The sequence below is a fragment of the Azospirillum sp. B2RO_4 genome (assembly GCF_051124815.1).
Lineage (GTDB): Bacteria > Pseudomonadota > Alphaproteobacteria > Azospirillales > Azospirillaceae > Azospirillum.
Genome location: NZ_CP118487.1, coordinates 616,491 through 634,880 on the forward strand (window position 1 = coordinate 616,491; position 18,390 = coordinate 634,880).

At 66.5% G+C, this 18,390-nt stretch carries 17 protein-coding genes; 4 read left to right on the forward strand and 13 right to left on the reverse strand.

The annotated features are described in order from the left end of the window. Positions 1-21 precede the first annotated feature (21 nt). Together oxc and PWS46_RS20370 are read right to left on the reverse strand one after the other, a co-directional pair. Positions 22-1,785 carry an oxalyl-CoA decarboxylase gene (gene oxc, locus PWS46_RS20365; protein ID WP_434622447.1) on the reverse strand — a complete coding sequence of 588 codons (1,764 nt, stop codon included), beginning with the start codon at positions 1,783-1,785 and terminating at the stop codon, positions 22-24. Positions 1,786-1,828: 43 nt separating this feature from the next. Beyond that, on the reverse strand, positions 1,829-2,692 hold the full coding sequence (locus PWS46_RS20370; protein WP_434622449.1) for a GntR family transcriptional regulator: 864 nt from the start codon (positions 2,690-2,692) through the stop codon (positions 1,829-1,831). Positions 2,693-2,813: 121 nt separating this feature from the next. Between PWS46_RS20370 and PWS46_RS20375 the strand changes: the two genes are divergently transcribed. Next, positions 2,814-3,659, forward strand: coding sequence for an IclR family transcriptional regulator (locus PWS46_RS20375; protein WP_434622451.1), 846 nt, complete (start codon positions 2,814-2,816; stop codon positions 3,657-3,659). Position 3,660: 1 nt separating this feature from the next. Further along, positions 3,661-4,749, forward strand: coding sequence for an AraC family transcriptional regulator (locus PWS46_RS20380; RefSeq protein ID WP_434622453.1), 1,089 nt, complete (start codon positions 3,661-3,663; stop codon positions 4,747-4,749). Here PWS46_RS20380 and PWS46_RS20385 read toward each other — a convergent pair. The 4 genes from PWS46_RS20385 to uraH all read right to left on the reverse strand — a co-directional run bounded on the left by PWS46_RS20385 (position 4,630) and on the right by uraH (position 8,806). Next, on the reverse strand, positions 4,630-5,373 hold the full coding sequence (locus tag PWS46_RS20385; RefSeq protein ID WP_434622455.1) for an SDR family oxidoreductase: 744 nt from the start codon (positions 5,371-5,373) through the stop codon (positions 4,630-4,632). The two genes, PWS46_RS20380 and PWS46_RS20385, sit on opposite strands and share 120 nt — an antisense overlap. A 113-nt stretch (positions 5,374-5,486) precedes the next feature. Continuing rightward, a complete protein-coding gene (locus PWS46_RS20390) occupies positions 5,487-6,407 on the reverse strand; it encodes a LysR family transcriptional regulator (protein ID WP_434622457.1) in 921 nt (306 codons plus the stop codon). Between the two features lie 154 nt (positions 6,408-6,561). Beyond that, the gene (gcl, locus tag PWS46_RS20395) at positions 6,562-8,331 is read right to left on the reverse strand and encodes a glyoxylate carboligase (RefSeq protein WP_434622459.1); all 1,770 of its coding nucleotides are present in this window, start codon (positions 8,329-8,331) and stop codon (positions 6,562-6,564) included. Between the two features lie 124 nt (positions 8,332-8,455). Further along, positions 8,456-8,806, reverse strand: a complete 351-nt coding sequence (gene uraH, locus PWS46_RS20400) for a hydroxyisourate hydrolase (RefSeq protein WP_434622461.1) — start codon at positions 8,804-8,806, stop codon at positions 8,456-8,458. A gap of 311 nt (positions 8,807-9,117) precedes the next feature. On the opposite strand from uraH, the gene puuE reads away from it, so the two are divergent. Both puuE and uraD read left to right on the forward strand, forming a co-directional pair. Then, complete coding sequence (puuE, locus tag PWS46_RS20405) at positions 9,118-10,035, forward strand: allantoinase PuuE (protein WP_434622463.1); 918 nt, start codon at positions 9,118-9,120, stop codon at positions 10,033-10,035. Positions 10,036-10,043: 8 nt separating this feature from the next. Further along, positions 10,044-10,586 carry a 2-oxo-4-hydroxy-4-carboxy-5-ureidoimidazoline decarboxylase gene (uraD, locus tag PWS46_RS20410; protein WP_434622465.1) on the forward strand — a complete coding sequence of 181 codons (543 nt, stop codon included), beginning with the start codon at positions 10,044-10,046 and terminating at the stop codon, positions 10,584-10,586. A gap of 205 nt (positions 10,587-10,791) precedes the next feature. Here the strand turns inward: uraD and PWS46_RS20415 are convergent, their stop codons facing one another. The 7 genes from PWS46_RS20415 to oxlT all read right to left on the reverse strand — a co-directional run bounded on the left by PWS46_RS20415 (position 10,792) and on the right by oxlT (position 18,085). Further along, positions 10,792-12,186: an NAD(P)(+) transhydrogenase (Re/Si-specific) subunit beta gene (locus PWS46_RS20415; RefSeq protein WP_434622467.1), complete on the reverse strand. Its 1,395-nt coding sequence runs from the start codon at positions 12,184-12,186 to the stop codon at positions 10,792-10,794. Positions 12,187-12,190: 4 nt separating this feature from the next. Further along, the gene (locus PWS46_RS20420) at positions 12,191-12,610 is read right to left on the reverse strand and encodes an NAD(P) transhydrogenase subunit alpha (RefSeq protein ID WP_434622469.1); all 420 of its coding nucleotides are present in this window, start codon (positions 12,608-12,610) and stop codon (positions 12,191-12,193) included. A 13-nt stretch (positions 12,611-12,623) separates the two neighbouring features. Then, a complete protein-coding gene (locus tag PWS46_RS20425) occupies positions 12,624-13,793 on the reverse strand; it encodes a Re/Si-specific NAD(P)(+) transhydrogenase subunit alpha (protein WP_434622471.1) in 1,170 nt (389 codons plus the stop codon). A 131-nt stretch (positions 13,794-13,924) separates the two neighbouring features. Further along, complete coding sequence (locus tag PWS46_RS20430) at positions 13,925-14,410, reverse strand: CBS domain-containing protein (protein WP_434622473.1); 486 nt, start codon at positions 14,408-14,410, stop codon at positions 13,925-13,927. Positions 14,411-14,485: 75 nt separating this feature from the next. Continuing rightward, positions 14,486-15,517 (reverse strand): 2-dehydropantoate 2-reductase, encoded by a 1,032-nt coding sequence (locus PWS46_RS20435; protein ID WP_434622475.1) that lies wholly within the window; start codon positions 15,515-15,517, stop codon positions 14,486-14,488. Between the two features lie 229 nt (positions 15,518-15,746). Continuing rightward, positions 15,747-16,490: a sulfite exporter TauE/SafE family protein gene (locus PWS46_RS20440; RefSeq protein ID WP_434622478.1), complete on the reverse strand. Its 744-nt coding sequence runs from the start codon at positions 16,488-16,490 to the stop codon at positions 15,747-15,749. A gap of 287 nt (positions 16,491-16,777) precedes the next feature. Then, the gene (gene oxlT / locus PWS46_RS20445; protein WP_434622480.1) at positions 16,778-18,085 is read right to left on the reverse strand and encodes an oxalate/formate MFS antiporter; all 1,308 of its coding nucleotides are present in this window, start codon (positions 18,083-18,085) and stop codon (positions 16,778-16,780) included. Between the last annotated feature and the right edge of the window lie 305 nt (positions 18,086-18,390).

An 18,390-nucleotide genomic window follows, 5' to 3' on the forward strand; every position in this document is an offset into this window, starting at 1 on the left:
GTCGTGTGGTCGGCCGTCCTTTTAGGACGGCATTTTGCGGACCGAGCTGGTCGGGTTCAGGCTGCCGATGTTGCCGCTTTCGGTGCCCGCCGCCGGGTCGATGACGGCGTTGATCAGGGTCGGACGGCCGCTGTCCATCGCCTCGCTGACCGCGCGGTACAGCTCGTCCGGGTTGGTGACGTGGACGCCGACGCCGCCGAAGGCTTCCATCATCTTGTCGTAACGGGAACCGGGGACGAAGACCATCGGCGACGGATCGTCACCGCCGGTCGGGTTGATGTCGGTCCCGCGATAGATGCCGTTGTTGTTGAAGATGACGATGCAGACCGGCAGGTTGTAGCGGCAGATCGTCTCCACCTCCATGCCGGAGAAGCCGAAGGCGCTGTCGCCCTCAACCGCCAGGACCGGCTTGCCGCTCTCCACCGCCGCCGCGACGGCGTAGCCCATGCCGACGCCCATGACGCCCCAGGTGCCGACGTCCAGACGCTTGCGCGGCTCGTACATGTCGATGATGCCGCGGGCGAGGTCGAGGGTGTTGGCGCCCTCGTTGACCAGCATGGCGTCCGGCCGCTCCTTGATGACGCGGCGCAGAGCGCCCAGCGCACCGTGGAAGTTCATCGGCGACGCGTTGCTCATCAGCTTCGGCGCCATCTTGGCGACGTTCTGCTCACGCTTGGCGGCGACGGTGGCCATCCACTCGGTCGGCGGAGTGAGGCCGCCGTCGATGCCCTTCAGCAGAACTTCCATGACCGAGGCGATGTCGCCGACCAGCGGAGCATGGATTTCGACGTTGCTGTCCATCTCCTTCGGCTCGATGTCGATCTGGATGAACTTCTTCGAGCCGGGCTTGCCCCAGGTCTTGCCCTTGCCGTGCGACAGCAGCCAGTTCAGCCGCGCGCCGACCAGCATGACCACATCGGCTTCCTGCAGCACCAGCGACCGGGCGGCACCGGCCGACTGCGGATGGGTGTCGGGCAGCAGGCCCTTGGCCATGCTCATCTGCAGGAAGGGGATGCCGCTCTTCTCGACGAAGCTGCGGATCGTCTCGTCGGCCTGGGCGTAAGCGGCGCCCTTGCCGAAGATGACCAGCGGACGCTTGGCGCCCTTCAGCAGGTCGAGCGCGCGGTTCACCGCGTCGGCCGACGGGTACTGCGCCGGGGTCGGATCGACCACCTTGACCAGCGACTTGGCGCCCTCGACCGCGTCCATCACCTGCGAGAACAGCTTGGCCGGCAGGTCGAGGTAGACGCCGCCCGGACGGCCCGACACGGCGGCACGGATGGCGCGCGCCACGCCGATGCCGATGTCCTGGGCGTGCAGGATGCGGAAGGCGGCCTTGCACAGCGGCTTGGCGATGGCGAGCTGGTCCATCTCCTCATAGTCGCCCTGCTGCAGGTCGACGATCTCGCGCTCCGACGAGCCGCTGATGAGGATCATCGGGAAGCAGTTGGTGGTGGCGTTCGCCAGCGCGGTCAGGCCGTTCAGGAAGCCCGGCGCCGAAACCGTCATGCAGACGCCCGGCTTCTTCGTCATGAAACCGGCGATCGCGGCGGCATTGCCGGCATTCTGTTCATGGCGGAACGAGACGACGCGCATGCCCTCGGCCTGCGCCATGCGCAGCAGGTCGGAGATCGGAATACCGGGGACGACATACAGATTGGTGATGTCGTTGAGCTTGAGCGCGTCGATGACGAGCTGGAAGCCGTCGGTCAGCGCCGGCGCGTCTTCGACAACAGATGCTTCCGTGGCCTGGTTCTTAGTGATCGTTGCAGCCGCAGTAGACATATGGGTGACTCCTCCCCGAGGCTCCAAAAAGGTTCAAGATCGGTTAGTCGAGGAAGGCGCAATGCCGTTCCACGTACTGTGCGAGACCGAGCGTGTGTTCCCGGACGCGGCGTTCCGCGAGATCGGCATCGCGGGCGGCAAGCGCCTCGATGATGTCCCGATGCTCGTGGATGGACTGGTCGGCACGGTCGCCGAGGCCCATCGTCGCGCGGCGGATCGCACGCATATGGATGAAGAAGCGGTCGGTCAGGTCCGAGATCAACGCGGAGCCGGAAGCCTGGACGATGCTTTGATGGAAGACGATGTTGGCGTCCGAATACTCGGCGACATGTTCCGCCAACTCGGCTTTCGTGTATTTGTCGAACGCGGCGTGCAGGAGTTCCAGCTTTTCCGTGGTGGCGTTTTCGACGAACAGTCGTGCCGCCATGCCTTCCAGGGCGGCACACACCGTGATCATCTCCACCAGTTCGGCCTTCGTCTTGCGCACCACGAAGATCCCGCGCCGCGGTTGGGAGCGGATGAACCCCTCCTGTTCCAGCAGCGCCATCGCCTCACGCACCGGGGTGCGGCTGACACCCAACGCCTCGCACAGGCGGCGTTCGTCCAACCTGATCTCGTTGCTCTGGCCGTAGATGTTCATCTGCGTGATGGCCTGTCGCAGCGATTGGTAGGCCTTGGCCTTGAAGCTCATCCCCTGCTCGAGGGGTTCAACACTGAATCTTTCCCGGTTCATCACGTTTCCGACCCTTTGCGCGCCGACGCCATCGGCGCCGCTTGTTGTCGTGAGCGTTCCTGTGCGAGCGTTCGGATGACCGCTCTCCGCTGCGTCGTTGTGAGCGGCGCGTCGTTTTGAATTATCGATACGGTATACCAGATGCCAGACACCCGCAACATCAATTGCGGGCACCTCGAACTATTTCTGCCGCAGACGGAGTTATGGGCGGTTTTGTTCGATTTCTCTGGCTATTGCGCGGTAATCGCCCTAATTTGGCCGTCCTGGGACCGCTCTTCGGGGAAGGAGCCATCGCATGGCCGACACTCAGCATCTGGCCAAGGCCGCGGACGAGCCTGCCGACAAGACAGTGCCGGGCGCGGCGGAGGAAGCCTCCGACCCGAACTTCATGACCTCGCTGGCCCGCGGGCTGTCGGTGATTCGCGCTTTCACGGAGCGGGAGCCGAACCTGACCATCGCCGACATCGCCAAGATCACCGGCCTGCCGCGGGCGGCGGCACGGCGCTGCCTGCTGACGCTGATGCAGCTGGGCTATGCCGGATCGGACGGCAGGACCTTCCATCTGCGGCCGAAGATCCTGGCGCTGGGCTATTCCTTCCTGTCGTCGGCGCCGCTGGCGACGATCCTCGACCCGCTGATCGAACAGGTCAGCGGCGCGGTGCAGGAATCCTGCTCCGCCGCCGTGCTGGACGAGGACGACGTGGTCTATATCGCCCGCGCGGCGACCAAGCGGATCATGTCGGTCGGGCTGAATGTCGGCAGCCGCCTGCCCGCCTATTGCACCTCGATGGGCCGCGTCCTGCTGGCGGCGCTGCCGGAGCCGGAGCTTGACGCCTATTTGGCGCGGGTGCCGCTGAAGCCCTACACCGAGCGGACCATCACCGCGGCCGACGCCCTGAAGCGTGAGCTGGAGCGGGTGCGCGACCGCGGCTTCTCGCTGGTGGACCAGGAGCTGGAGCTGGGGCTGCGCTCCATCGCCGTGCCGATCCGCACCGCGTCGGGCGGCGTGGTCGCGGCGATGAACATCAGCGCCCAGGCCGCCCGCGTCACCTGCCCGGAGATGGAGGTGCAGTTCCTGCCCCACCTGACCCGCGCGGCGGAAGAGGCGCGGGTGCTGCTGGTGCGGGCGCGGGGGGTGTGAGGTGGAGGTCCGCCCTTTTGCGGACGGCGATCCACTCTCGGACATCCTGACGCTGGCGGGCAGCCGCTGCGCCGTGTCTGGCCGGCTGGAGGCTGGCGGGAACTGGGCGTTGCGCTTTCCGCCGCCGGAGATGATCAAATTCATCGCCATCATGACGGGCAACGGCTGGCTGGCGGTGGACGGGATCGATGAGCCGCGGCACCTCGACACCGGCGATGTGATCATGCTGGGCGCGGAGCGGCCCTTTCGGCTCGGCAGCGACCTTGACCTGCCGGCGGCGGACGGCGGCGTCGCCTTTGCCGCGGCGGCCGGTGATCCGACGAAGGGTGACCGGGTGACGGTCGGCAATGGCGCGGAGTTCCTGGCGGTCGGCGGGCATGTCACGCTCGATCCAATCCGTGGCCACCTGCTCCGCGACGTGTTGCCGCCGCTGATCCATGTTCGGTCGGGAGCGCCGGAGGCGCCGGCCATGCGCTGGCTGCTCGACCAGCTCGGGGCGGAATTGGCCGGAGGACGGCCGGGCACCGCCCTGGTGGCAGGACAATTGGCGCAGATGCTGTTCGTCCAGATCATCCGCGCCCATCTCGCCACATCCGGTCCGCTCGGTCACGGTTGGGCCGGCGCGTTGCGCGACGCACGCCTCGCTCCCGCCCTGCGGCTGATGCACGGTGATCCCGGCCGCGCCTGGCAACTCGGGGAACTGGCACGGGCAGTGGGCATGTCACGGACGACCTTCGCCGTGCGATTCAAGGCGGCGGCCGGGGTCGGGCCGCTCACCTATCTGCTGAACTGGCGCATGCGGCTGGCCGAGCGGGAGCTGTGCTGCGGCACGACGCCGGTGTCGGCCATCGCCCTGTCGCTCGGCTACCAGTCGGAAAGCGCATTCAGCAACGCCTTCAAGCGGACCTTCGGTTTGGCGCCGAGCCTCTACCGCAACCGGCATGCGGCAACCGGTCTTTCGGCGCGGCGGTCAGGCCTGCGCGGTGGGGCGCACGATGATCTCGTTGATGTCGACATCGGCGGGCTGGTCGATGGCGAAAGCGATGGCACGGGCGACGGCGTCCGGCGGGATCCCAAGCGCGTCGCGTGATGCGGCAAGCCGCGCCCGCACCTCCGCACTGGTGATGCCGTCGATAAAGTCCGTGCGAACGAAGCCGGGGGATATGACCGTCACCCGAAGGGTCTCGCCGGCTTCCTGCCGCAGCCCTTCGCAGATGGTGCGGACGGCGACCTTCGTTCCGGCATAGACGGCCATGGTCGGCACCGTGCGGTGTGCAGCGGTCGATGCCGTGGTGACGAAATGGCCGCTTCCCTGGGCACGGAAGACCGGCAGCGCCGCAGCGATGCCGTAGAGCACGCCCTTGATGTTGACGTCGACCATGTCTTCCCAATCCTCGACCCGCAGTTCGTCGAGCGGCGAGATCGGACCGATCCCCGCGTTGTTGATCAGGACATCGAGCCGTCCGAACCGCTCACACGCCAGCCCGACCAGAGCGGTCAGGTCATTGCGCCGACGGACATCGGTCGGCAGGAAGACCGCTTCGCCGCCGGCCTGCGCGATGCGTCGAGCCAGCGCTTCCAGCCGATCCGCCCGGCGGGCGCCGAGGACGAGCTTCGCGCCGGATGCGGCCAGACGCAGGGCCGTCGCCTCGCCGATGCCGCTGCTGGCACCGGTGATCGCCACGACCTTCGGAGTGGATGTCGAGGTGTTCATGAGTCGTCTCCGTTGTGGTGGACGGAAACGATAGACGCCGGGCGCCGAACGCTGAATGCGCCGGCGTTCGCAAGATCTGCGCGATCGTTCAGGAAATGACGGTACTCACCGCCCTACTGGATCGTATCGGGCGAGATCGCCGTCAGCGCCGCCTTGATCTTCGGCACCATGTGGTCGGCGAAGGCCCGCACCTTGGCCGGCACCAGCGCCCGGTGGGGATAGAGCACGGCAAGCGTCACCGGCTCCGGCGGGAAGTCCGGCAGAACCGGCACCAGGGCGCCACTGGCGAGATGCTCGGCCACCTCCCACAGCGGTTTCATGGCGATGCCGCGCCCGTCCAGCGCCCAGCCGGTCAGCACGTCGCCGTCGTCGGCGTCGAAGCGGCCCGACACCGGCAGCTTCACCGGCTCGCCATTCTCCAGCACGCTCCATTGATATTGCTGGGTGCCGGGGAAGCGCAGCAGCAGGCAGTTGTGGCCGGACAAGTCGGCAGGCATCGAAGGCGTCCCGCGCTCCGCCAGATAGGAGGGCGCAGCCACCAGCACGCGGCGCACATCCGCGATCTTGCGCACGACGAAGCTTGAATCCTTCAGCGTCGCCATCCGCACCGCCACGTCCACCGCCTCGCGCAGCAGATCCAGCAGATGGTCGGACAGGCGCAGCCGCACCTCCACCAGCGGGTGGGCGGCGCAGAAGTCGGGGACCAGCGGCGCCAGGATGCGGCGGCCGAAGCCCAGAGGCGCCGTCACCCGCACGCTGCCCGACGGTACGCCGGACCCGGCGGCGATGCTGCTGTGGGCGCGCTCCACCGCTTCCAGCACCTCCAGGCAGCTCTGGTAGAAGTCCATGCCGGTCTCGGTTGCCTGCAACTGCCGCGTCGTGCGGTTCAGCAGGCGGACGCCGAGATGGGTTTCCAGCTGCTGGATGCGGTGGCTGACCATGGCCGGCGACATGCGCAGGTTCCGTCCGGCGGCCGACAGGCTGCCCAGTTCGACGACGCGGACGAAGATGCGCATGTTCTCAAGCAACGCCATGCTCGCGCGGACTCCCTTTCCGGCTACGGATCGGCATCGACGCTAGCACGCACGCTGCGGCGAGGGAATTTGCGCGATGCAGCAATTCCGTCAAAAAAGAAAGCCGCCGGAGCGCATCGGCGCCCCGGCGGCTTTCGTCAGACGGTCAGGATCGTCAGACCAGAACGGTCTCGCTCTCGTCCACCGGCAGGTCCAGCGTCTCCTCGAACTCGGTGACGTTGTCGATGTCGGTGCCCATGGAAATGTTGGTCACCCGCTCCAGCACCAGCTCGACGACGACCGGCACCTGATACTCGTCCATCCAGGCCTGGGCCTGGGCGAAGGCGTCCTGGATGCGGTCGGGTTCGGTGACACGGATGGCCTTGCAGCCCAGCCCCTCGGCCACCGCGACATGGTCGACGCCATAGACGCCGATCTCCGGCGCGTTGATGTTCTCGAAGGACAGCTGCACCTGGAAGTCCATCTGGAAGGCGCGCTGCGCCTGCCGGATCAGGCCGAGATAGGCGTTGTTCACCAGCACATGGATATAGGGCAGCTTGTGCTGGGCGCCGACCGCCAGTTCCTCGATCATGAACTGGAAGTCGTAGTCGCCGGACAGGGCGACGATGCGCCGCTTCGGATCGGCCACCCGCACGCCCAGCGCCGCCGGCAGGGTCCAGCCCAGCGGGCCGGCCTGGCCGCAGTTGATCCAGTGCCGCGGCTTGTAGACGTGCAGGAACTGCGCGCCGGCGATCTGCGACAGGCCGATGGTGGTGACGTAGGTGGTGTCCTGGCCGAAGGCGCTGTTCATCTCCTGATAGACGCGCTGCGGCTTCATCGGCACCTGATCGAAGTCGCTGCGGCGGTGCATCGACCGCTTGCGGCCCTGGCAGTCCTTGACCCAGCCGCCGAGGTCCTTGAACTTGCCGGCGGCCTTCCACTCCTTCGCCACCGCGATGAACATGTCCAGCGCCGCGCCGGCGTCCGACACAATGCCGAGGTCGGGCATGAACACCCGGCCGATCTGGGTCGGCTCGATGTCGACATGCACGAACTTGCGGCCCTTGGTGTAGACCTCGACCGAGCCGGTGTGGCGGTTGGCCCAGCGGTTGCCGATGCCCAGCACGAAGTCGGACTTCAGCATCGTCGCGTTGCCGTAGCGGTGGGCGGTCTGCAGACCGACCATGCCGGCCATCAGCGGATGGTCGTCGGGGATGGTGCCCCAGCCCATCAGGGTCGGGATCACCGGCACGCCCAGCAACTCGGCGAACTCCACCAACTTGTCGGAGGCGTCGGCGTTGATGATGCCGCCGCCGGCCACCACCAGCGGACGCTCCGACGCCGCGAACATCGCCAGCGCCTTTTCGACCTGCTGGCGGGTCGCCGCCGGCTTGTAGACCGGCAGCGGCTCATAGGCCTCCTCGTCGAACTCGATCTCGGCCATCTGGACGTCGATCGGCAGGTCGATCAGCACCGGGCCGGGACGGCCGCTGCGCATCAGGTGGAAGGCCTGCTGGAAGACGTAGGGCACCTGGGCCGGCTCCAGCACGGTCAGCGCCCACTTGGTCACCGGCTTGGCGATGTCCGGCACGTTGATGGCCTGGAAATCCTCCTTGTGCAGCCGGGCGCGCGGCGCCTGTCCGGTGATGCACAGGATCGGGATCGAATCCGCGATCGCCGAATAGAGGCCGGTGATCATATCGGTGCCGGCCGGGCCGGAGGTGCCGATGCACACGCCGATGTTGCCGGCATTGGCCCGTGTATAGCCCTCGGCCATGTGCGAGGCGCCCTCCACATGGCGGGCCAGGACATGGCGCATCGTGCCGCGCCGCTGCATCGCCGCATAGAAGGGGTTGATCGCGGCGCCGGGGACGCCGAAGCAGACGTCGATGCCCTCCCGCTCCAGCACCCGCACCGCCGCTTCCGCCGCCGTCATTCTCGCCATCGCTCGACTCCTCACCAAACGCGATTATTCCCAGGGACAGCTAAGCGCGCGGATGGTGGGTGCGGCAAATCAATGGGTTGCCTTTTCCACAGGCTGGAAAGCGGCGCGAACGGGGGAGAGCGCGTCAGCTGCCGCGATAGGTGGAATAGGCCCAGGGCGAAACCAGCAGCGGCACATGGTAATGCTGGGCGGAGTCCTTGATGCCGAAACGCAGCGGAACCTCGTCGATGAAGTCCGGTCCGTCGCCGGAAATGACACCGCTGCGGCGGAAATACTCGCCGGCCATGAACAGCAGCTCATAGCGTCCGGGTTTGAAATCCTCGCCCTGAAGTGCGGGGGCATCGAGCCGGCCGTCGGCGTTCGTTGTGAACTCGCCGAGGACGGTGCCGCTGTCGAGCGCCGTCAATCGGATGCGCATGCCCGGTGCCGGACGGCCCGCTGCGATGTCGAGGACGTGGGTGGTCAGGCGGCCCATGGGGTGGTCTCCATTCTGCGCGTTGTCGGCGTTAGACCCCCACCTAACCTCCCCCGCTGGGCGGGGGAGGGACTGCCGCTGAACGCCGACAAAGGTCTGATCCCCTCCCCCGCCCAGCGGGGGAGGGTCAGGGTGGGGGCATCGTCAGCCGACGACATCTCACACCCCACAGCTTAAGCGCATCCACATCACAAGCCCACCCCGCGAAATCCGGAAACTGTCTTCATCCCCGCGCCCAATCCGCCGATTGAACCCCCTGCCGCCAATGGCTTAGCGTAGTCCCCGCTTCGACCGCAGCGAGCGAGACGACGATGACCGAGCCCGCCTATCCCCGCGACATGATCGGCTATGGCGCCACCCCGCCGCAGGCCAACTGGCCGGGCGGCGCCCGGGTGGCGGTACAGTTCGTCATCAATTACGAGGAGGGCGGCGAGAACTGCGTCCTCCACGGCGACGCCGCGTCGGAGGCCTTCCTGTCGGAGATCGTCGGCGCCCAGCCGATTCCCGGCGCGCGCCACATGAACATGGAGTCGATCTACGAATACGGCTCGCGCGCCGGCTTCTGGCGGCTGCACCGCCTGTTCACCGAGCGCAATCTGCCGGTCACCGTCTACGGCGTCGCCATGGCGCTGGAGCGCAATCCGGAGGTGGTCGCCGCGATGAAGGCCGCCGGCTGGGAGATCGCGACCCATGGCTGGCGCTGGATCGACTATCAGCATCTGCCGGCCGAGGTGGAGCGCGAACACATGCTGCGCGCCATCGACGTCCACACCCGCGTCACCGGAGAGCGCCCGCTCGGCTGGTATCTCGGGCGCTGCAGCCCCAACACCTGGCGGCTGGTCGCCGAGGAAGGCGGCTTCGTCTACAACGCCGATTCCTATGCCGACGACCTGCCCTATTGGGACGACAGCCATGGCCGGCCGCAGTTGATCGTGCCCTACACGCTCGACGCCAACGACATGCGCTTCGCGACGAACCAGGGCTTCAACAGCGGCGACCAGTTCTTCGCCTATCTGAAGGACAGTTTCGACACGCTCTATGCGGAGGGGGAGACGGCGCCGAAGATGATGTCGGTCGGGCTGCACTGCCGTCTGGTCGGTCGTCCCGGACGCGCGGCGGCGCTGGCGCGCTTCCTCGACTATGTGCGCAGCCATGACAAGGCGTGGGTGGCGACGCGGCTGGACATCGCCCGCCACTGGATCGCCGAACACCCCTACACCGCGAAGTGAGAGCGCAGATGCCCTACAGCCTGGACGATCTGAACCGCATGGACCGCGCCGCCTTCGTCGCGGCGCTGGGCGCGGTGTTCGAGGAAAGCCCCTGGGTGGCCGAAGCCGCCTGGGACAAACGCCCATTCGCCGATGCTCCCGCCTTGCGCGCCGCGATGACGAACATCGTCCGCCATGCCGGGTCGGAGCGGCAGCGTGCCCTGATCCTGTCGCACCCCGACCTTGCCGACCGCGCCAGCCGCCCGGCCAACCTGACCGCCTTCTCGCAGACCGAGCAGGCGAAGGCGGGGTTGAACGAGTTGACCGAGGCGGAGGCGCAGGAACAGCGAGACCTGAACCGCGCCTATCGCGAACGCTTCGGCTTCCCCTTCATCATGGCGGTGCGCTTCAGCAGCAAGCAGGAAATCCTGGCGGCAATGCGCAGCCGTGTGGCGAATGACCCGGACGTGGAGTTCGGCCGGGCGCTGGAGGAGATCTACAAGATCGCCGGTTTCAGGTTGGACGATCTGGTGGATGCCCCCCTCTCCCCCCCGGGGAGAGGGATGGGGTGAGGGGGAAACGTCGCAGGATTTTTGCAAAGGTCCCGCCGCGCATCCCCCTCACCCTAACCCTCTCCCCGCTTTCAGCGGATCTTCGATCCGCCTGTCGCGTCAGCGCAAACTTCGTTTGCGCGTGAGCGGGGGGAGAGGGGATCCTCCAAAAACAGAAAAGCGCGCCGCCCCAACCGGAGCGGCGCGCTTTTTCATCCAATATTCCCTACGCTTCCATCGCCTTGACGACCTCTTCGGTGACCTTCTTCGCATCACCGAACAGCATCATGGTGTTGGGGCGGAAGAACAGCTCGTTCTCGACGCCGGCGTAACCGGCGGCCATGCCGCGCTTGATGAAGAACACCGTCTTGGCCTTCTCCACGTCGAGGATCGGCATGCCGTAGATGGCGCTCGACGGGTCGGTCTTGGCGGCCGGGTTGGTCACGTCGTTGGCACCGATGACAAAGGCCACGTCGGCGGTGCCGAAGTCGCGGTTGATGTCCTCCAGCTCGAACACCTCGTCGTAGGGCACGTTGGCTTCGGCCAGCAGCACGTTCATGTGACCGGGCATGCGGCCCGCCACCGGATGGATGGCGTACTTCACGTCGACGCCCTCATGCTTCAGCGCATCGGACATCTCGCGCAGCGCATGCTGAGCCTGGGCCACCGCCATGCCGTAACCCGGCACCACGATCACCGACTGGGCGTTCTTCATGATGTAGGCGGCATCCTCGGCCGAACCGGCCTTGACCGAGCCCTGCGGACCCTTGGCCTCGCCGCCGGCCGCCGCAGCCTCTCCGCCGAAGCCGCCGAGGATGACGTTGAAGATCGAGCGGTTCATGCCCTTGCACATGATGTAGGACAGGATCGCGCCCGACGAACCGACCAACGCACCGGTGATGATCAGCAGGTTGTTCTGCAGGGTGAAGCCGATGCCGCAGGCCGCCCAGCCCGAATAGCTGTTCAGCATCGAGATGACCACCGGCATGTCGGCGCCGCCGATCGGCAGGATCAGCAGGAAGCCCAGGGCGAGGGCGACCGCCACGATCAGCCACATCGCCGCGTCGGCATTCGACTGCACCAGCCAGCCGATCAGGATGACGGTCAGCACGCCCAGCGCCGCGTTCAGCGGATGCTGCATCGGGAAGACCAGCGGCTTGCCGGTGACCAGACCCTGCAGCTTGGCAAAGGCGACGATGGAGCCGGTGAAGGTGATCGCACCGACCGCGGTGCCCAGCGCCATCTCGATCAGCGAGCCCTTGGCGATGGCGCCGCGGACGCCGATGCCATAGGCCTCCGGCGAATAGAAGGCGGCGAGCGCGACGAAGACGGCGGCCAGACCGACCAGCGAGTGGAAGGCGGCGACCAGCTGCGGCAGCGCCGTCATCTCGATCTTCTTGGCGACGACGTAGCCGATGGCGCCGCCGATGGCGATGCCCAGCACGATCATCCAATAGGACTGGACGATGGGCGAGGCCAGCGTGGTCAGGATGGCGATGGTCATGCCGACCATGCCGTAGATGTTGCCCTGGCGCGAGGTCTCCGGGCTGGACAGCCCGCGCAGCGCCATGATGAAGCAGATGGAGGCGACGAGGTATAGAAGGGCCGACAAGGTTTCCATGGTCTTACTTGCCCTTCTTCTTGAACATGGAGAGCATGCGCTGGGTCACGAGGAAGCCGCCGAAGATGTTGACGGATGCCAGGATGACGGCGAGGAAGCCCAGGACCTTGGAGAAATCCAAACCGGCGGGTCCGGCGGCGATCAGGGCGCCGACGATGATGACCGACGACACGGCGTTGGTGACCGCCATCAGCGGCGAGTGCAGGGCCGGGGTGACGCGCCAGACGACGTAGTAGCCGACGAAGCAGGCCAGAACGAGCACCGTCAGGCCGGTGACGAAGAAGCTGCCATGGCCGCCGGCGGCCTCGGCGACGGGCTGGGACGAATGGGCCACCTGAGCGGCCAGCAGATCGACCTGATTGCTCAGGTTCGCCAGGGTTTCACGGAATGCGGCGATGTTGCTTGCGGGATCCGGGTGTTCCATGGGATCCGCCTCCTCACGCGGGTTGCGCTTCGCGGGCGTCCGCGAAGGCAGGATGCACGATGGCGCCGTCGCGGGTCAGCGCGATGGCCTTGACGATCTCGTCGTCCCAATTGACGGCCACGCCGGTGTCCTTGCCATGCAAGGAAGTCAGCAGCGCCAGCAGGTTCTTGGCGTAGAGCAGCGAGGCGCTCTCGGCGATGCGGCTGGCGTAGTTGGCATGGCCGACGATCTTCACGCCGTTGGCCGTGGTCACCACCTCGCCCAGCTTGGCGCCCTCGACATTGCCGCCCTGCTCCACCGCCAGATCGATGATGACCGAACCCGGCTTCATCGACGCCACATGCTCCGCCGTCACCAGGATCGGCGCCTTGCGGCCGGGGATCAGTGCGGTGGTGATGACGAGGTCCTGCTTCTTGATGTGCTCGGCCACCAAAGCCGCCTGCTGGCGCTTGTAGTCGTCGGACATCTCCTTGGCGTAGCCGCCGGCGGTCTCAGCCTGCTTGAACTCGTCGTTCTCGACGGCGACGAAGCTGCCGCCCAGCGACTGCACCTGCTCCTTCACCGCCGGGCGCACGTCGGTGGCCGAGACGATGGCGCCGAGGCGCTTGGCGGTGGCGATGGCCTGCAGGCCGGCGACGCCGACGCCCATGATGAAGGCGCGCGCCGGCGGAACGGTGCCGGCGGCGGTCATCATCATCGGGAAGGCGCGGCCATATTCCGAAGCGGCATCCACCACGGCCTTGTAGCCGGCGAGGTTGGCCTGGGAGGACAGCACGTCCATGACCTGGGCGCGGGTGATGCGCGGCATGAACTCCATGGCGAAGGCGTTCACGCCGGCATCGGCATAGGCCTTCACATGGTCGCGGCTGTTGTGGGGGTTGAGGATGGCGAACAGCAGCGCGCCCTTGCGCATCAGCGCCAGCTCGTCCTCACCCCCTTCGGCGGCGATCAGCGGACGCTGCACCTTCAGCACGATGTCGGCATCGGCCAGCGCCGACGCCTCGTCGGCAGCGATGGACGCCCCCGCCGCCTCATAGGCCGCGTCGGTGATGCTGGAGCCGAGGCCGGCCCCGCTCTCCACCACCACGTCCAGACCGAGAGTTTTGAATTTCTTGACGGTTTCGGGAGACGCTGCGACGCGGCGCTCGCCCGGGCGGCGCTCCCTGGGTATCGCGATCTTCATGTCGTTTGCTTTCGAAGGCCGGCCATGGCGGCGGGCAGAATCCACCCGCGTCCAGATCAAGGCGGACTAGCGCCGAAGCGGCAAAGTCGGGCGGGCCGGCAACCGGTTTGCGCCGGCCCCACCGGCACTGGTCACTGGTTGGCGACGACCGGGAAGTCCCAGCTTTCGGCGGCAGAGGCCGCGATGGGCAGCTCGCCAGCCGACTGATTGTCCACCGGCAGATCTTCCAACTGGCGGCGGATCAGGTCGCGGACGCTGACGACGCCGACCAGGGTCGTGCCCTCCAGCACCGGGACGTGGCGGATGCCGTGCTCGTCCATCAGGCTCAGCACATGGCGTACCGAATCCGACGGGTTGCAGCAGTAGGGATCGCGCGTCATCAGCGCCGATACCGCCTGCTCCAGGATGCCGGGTCCGCGGTCGACCAGCGCGCGGACCACGTCGCGTTCGGAAATGACGCCGACCACCGTGTTGCCTTCGGTGCGGCAGACGTCCTTGACCACCAGCGCGCCGGTGTTCTCCGCCTTCATCAGGCGCAGCGCGGTGGCGACCGTCTCGTTGATGCGCACCATGCCGATGCGCGTGCCCTTCTTGCGGAGAATGTCCTCGACCTTCATGGCGCTCCTCCCCCTGTTCGATGCGGCCGGCCCCGTGATCCTTCGGACCCGGCGCCGGCCGTGCCACTGTCTTGATTACTGGGCCGCGACCACTTCGGGGGCGGAGGCGGGAGCCGCCGCGGGCTGCGGCCGGCTGTAGCAGCCGGCGTTCTCGCCCCGCTGCTTCACCAGCGCCAGCACCACGTCGATGGTCGGCGTCGGCACGCCCACCATGCGGCCCATCTCCTGCACCACCGACAGCAGCGGATCGATCTCCATCGGCCGGCCGCGCTCCAGGTCCTGCAGCATGGAGGTCTTGTGCGCGCCCACCGCGGCGGCACCGTTGATGCGGCGTTCCACGTCGACGCGGAAATGGACGCCGAGCTTGTCGCCGATGTCCTTGGCCTCCAGCATCATCGCCTTGGCGACGGCGCGGGTGTCCGGATCGCCGCAGATGCCTTCCAGCGTGCCGTGGGTCAGCGCGCTGATCGGGTTGAAGCACAGGTTGCCCCACAGCTTCAGCCAGATCTCGTCGCGAATGCGGTCGAGCACGGGGGCGCGCAGGCCGCCGGCCTCCATCGCCTTGGACAGGGCGACGACACGCTCCGACTTCGATCCGTCGGGTTCGCCGAGCGAGAACTTGTCGCCATAGACATGCTGGATGACGCCGGGCTCCACCACCTCGGTCGCCGGATAGACGACACAGCCGATGGCGCGTTGCGGACCCAGGCCGTTCCACTGCACGGCGCCCGGATCGACCGTCTCCAGCGTACGGCCGTCGAACTCGCCGCCGGTGCCATGGAAATACCAATAGGGAATGCCGTTGACGGCGGTGACGACGGCGGTGTCGTCACCCAGCAGCGGTTGCATCGCGGGCACGACACCGGGGACGGAGTGGGCCTTCAACGCGACGATCACATAGTCCTGCGGGCCGAGCTCGGCCGGGTTGTCGGTGCAACGGGGGTGGACGACGGTCTTCTCCTCCCCCATCAGCAAGGTGACGCCGTTCTCGCGCATCGCCGCCAGATGCGCACCGCGCGCCACCAGACTGACTTCGGCACCCGCCTGGTGCAGGCGCACGCCGAGATAGCCGCCGATGGCCCCGGATCCGTAGATGCAGATCTTCATGCCGGATTCCCCTCTCCCCCGATTTCACTTTTTGAATGCTGTGGGGCTGGACGACGCCAGCCTGCCCACACCGGCCGCATCCATCGGCAGACCGGTTGCTTTGCAGCGGCATCCAACAGTCTGTCGCGCAAACTGTGTTTGGAGTTTGGTATACCACATACCGTATGTCAATGCGGAATGTGGGGGGTTGCGGCAGAAGATTGCGGATCCGGGCGCCTACCCGATCGAATCAGGCTCCTTTCGCAAAGAAGTAGAGGGTCAGTGCCGTTCCGATGATGACCACCAGCGTTTTCAACAGCTTCGGGTCGACCCGCTTGGCCCCCATGGCGCCGGCATAGCCGCCGGCGATCGCCGCGACCGCCATCGCCAGCGTTTCCGGCCAGGACACCGCCCCGGCGACGATGAAGGTCCCGACCGCCGCGGCGTTCATCAGCATCGCCAGCAACAGCCGCAGCCCGTTCATGGCGTGGATGTCGCGCAGCCCGAACAGGGTCAGCGCCGCCAGCATCAGGAAGCCGATGCCGCCGCCGAAATAGCCGCCATAAATGGAGATCAGGAACTGAACCACCAGCACGCTGCGCCCGCCCAGCCGCAGCCTGGACACGATGCCGGGCGCATAGGCGCCGATGGCGAAGACGGCTGTCGCGAACAGCAGCAGCCACGGCACGAAGCGGGCGAACACCGCATTCGGCGTCAGCAGAAGAAGCAGAGCGCCGATCAGCCCGCCGACAAGGCTGAGCGCGGCGAAGACCGGGACATTCACCTGCCCGCCCGCCGCGATCTCCCGCCGGTAGGCCCAGCTGCTGGCCGCCTGTCCGGGAAACAGCGCCACAGTGCTGGAGGCATTGGCGGCGACAGGCGCCACCCCGGCGAACAGCAGGGCCGGAAAGGTGATGAAGGCGCCGCCGCCGGCAACGGCGTTCAACGCGCCCGAGGAAAAAGCCGCCAGCATCAGGACGACGATACCCAGCATGATCGATCCACCCCTTTCGATCGGTGTTGACGGTGCAAGTCGTATTCTGTATACAGAATATCAGCCTTTGAAGCGGGCTCTGCCGGGACGGGTGGTTTGTGACGCTCACCTCCTCGAGCAGTTCACGAAACAGCCTCCCAAAACGCGACAAACCGACACCGGGACCAATGCGGTGGTCCCGATGCCGGCTTGTCGTGCCGATTGGCGGTGAATTCGGCGGTGAAAGATGCCGCCCTTTATCCGGAGTCCCGGTTGGCCCCCCGGTCAGCGGGGACTCCCCTTTCCTTTCAGTCGGCGCCCTCGGTGGCCAGCTTGCCGCCGACCGGCTGGACGGTGTCCTCGGCGATCTGACGGGCACGCATCGGCTTCAGGACGAACAGGGCCATGAAGGCGGCGATGGCATTGACCGCGGCGGCGAAGAAGAACACCGTCTGCCAGGACCCGCTGGACGCCACGATGATGTTGGCGAAGGGAACGACCAGCGAGGCGGTACCCTTGGCGGTGTAGAGCAGGCCGGCGTTGGTGGTGGCGAACTTCGACCCGAAGCTGTCGGCGCAGCAGGACGGGAACAGGCTGTAGATCTCGCCCCAGGCGAAGAACACCAGACCGGTCAGGATGACGAAGCCGACCGGATGATGGCCCCACTGGTTCAGCGCCAGGATGCCGACCGCTTCGATAGCGAAGGCGACGAACATGGTGTTTTCACGACCGATATGATCCGACACCCAGCCGAAGAAGGGACGGGTCACGCCGTTCAGCACGCGGTCGATGGTGAGCGCGAAGGTCAGCGCCGGCAGGGTCAGGCCCATGATGCTGACGGGAGCGCCGTCGAGGTGGAAGTCCTTGGCGATCGGGCCGAGCTGGGCGGTGGCCATCAGACCGCCGGCGGCGACCATGACGAACATCAGGTACATCACCCAGAAGACCGGCGACTTCAGCGTCTCCTGCGGGGTGTAGTTGCGGCGGCTCTGGTTGATGGTGGCCTTGTTCTTCGGCAGCAGGGCCGGGTCGGCTTCCTTCAGGAACCAGGCCAGCGCGAAGACGATCAGGCCCTGGCCCAGACCGAACACCAGGAAGGTCTGCTCGAAGCCCGAGGTCTGGATCATGGTGGCGATCGGCACGACCGTCAGCGCGGAACCGGCACCGAAACCGGCAGCCGTCACGCCGGCGGCCAGACCGCGGCGATCCGGGAACCACTTCAGCGCGTTGCCGACGCAGGTGCCGTACACGCCGCCGGCGCCGATGCCGCCGATGGCCGCACCGAGGTACAGCAGCGCCAGAGAGTCGGCCATCGAGTTGATGACCCAAGCCAGCGCGCAAAGGATGCCGCCGACCACAACGACGATGCGGGGACCGAACTTGTCGACGAACCAGCCTTCGACCGGCACCAGCCAGGTTTCGGTCACGACGAAAATGGTGAAGGCGACCTGAATGGCGGCACGGCCCCAATGGTACTTTTCATCGATGGGGTTGACGAACAGCGTCCAGCCATATTGCAGGTTCGCGATCATCGACATGCAGATCACGCCGATGACCAACTGCATCCAGCGGCCGCCGAGCGGTGCTCCCTGCGCCTCCGAATTCGTATGCTGCATCTTCTATCTCCTCCTAGGAAGCGGTTCTCTGCCGATTCGGGCGTCGCTTCTGTTTTGATGCTTAGGCGTTACTTTTGGCGTCTTCTTAGATGCTTTCAGAGATTTGACGCTGTTGTTCGCTTGTGCTTGGCAGCGCGGCGAGGATGCGGCCTCGGGGCGCTGCCAGGATCGGGTGACGGGTTTCGCCCCCCACCAGTTCGGTGCGGTCCCGGTCGATGCTGGGGTCCGATCTGGAATTTTCAATATGGTATACCAGATGCCTGACACCTGACAAGCGATTAGTAGAAGGGGCGAACTGTTTCTGC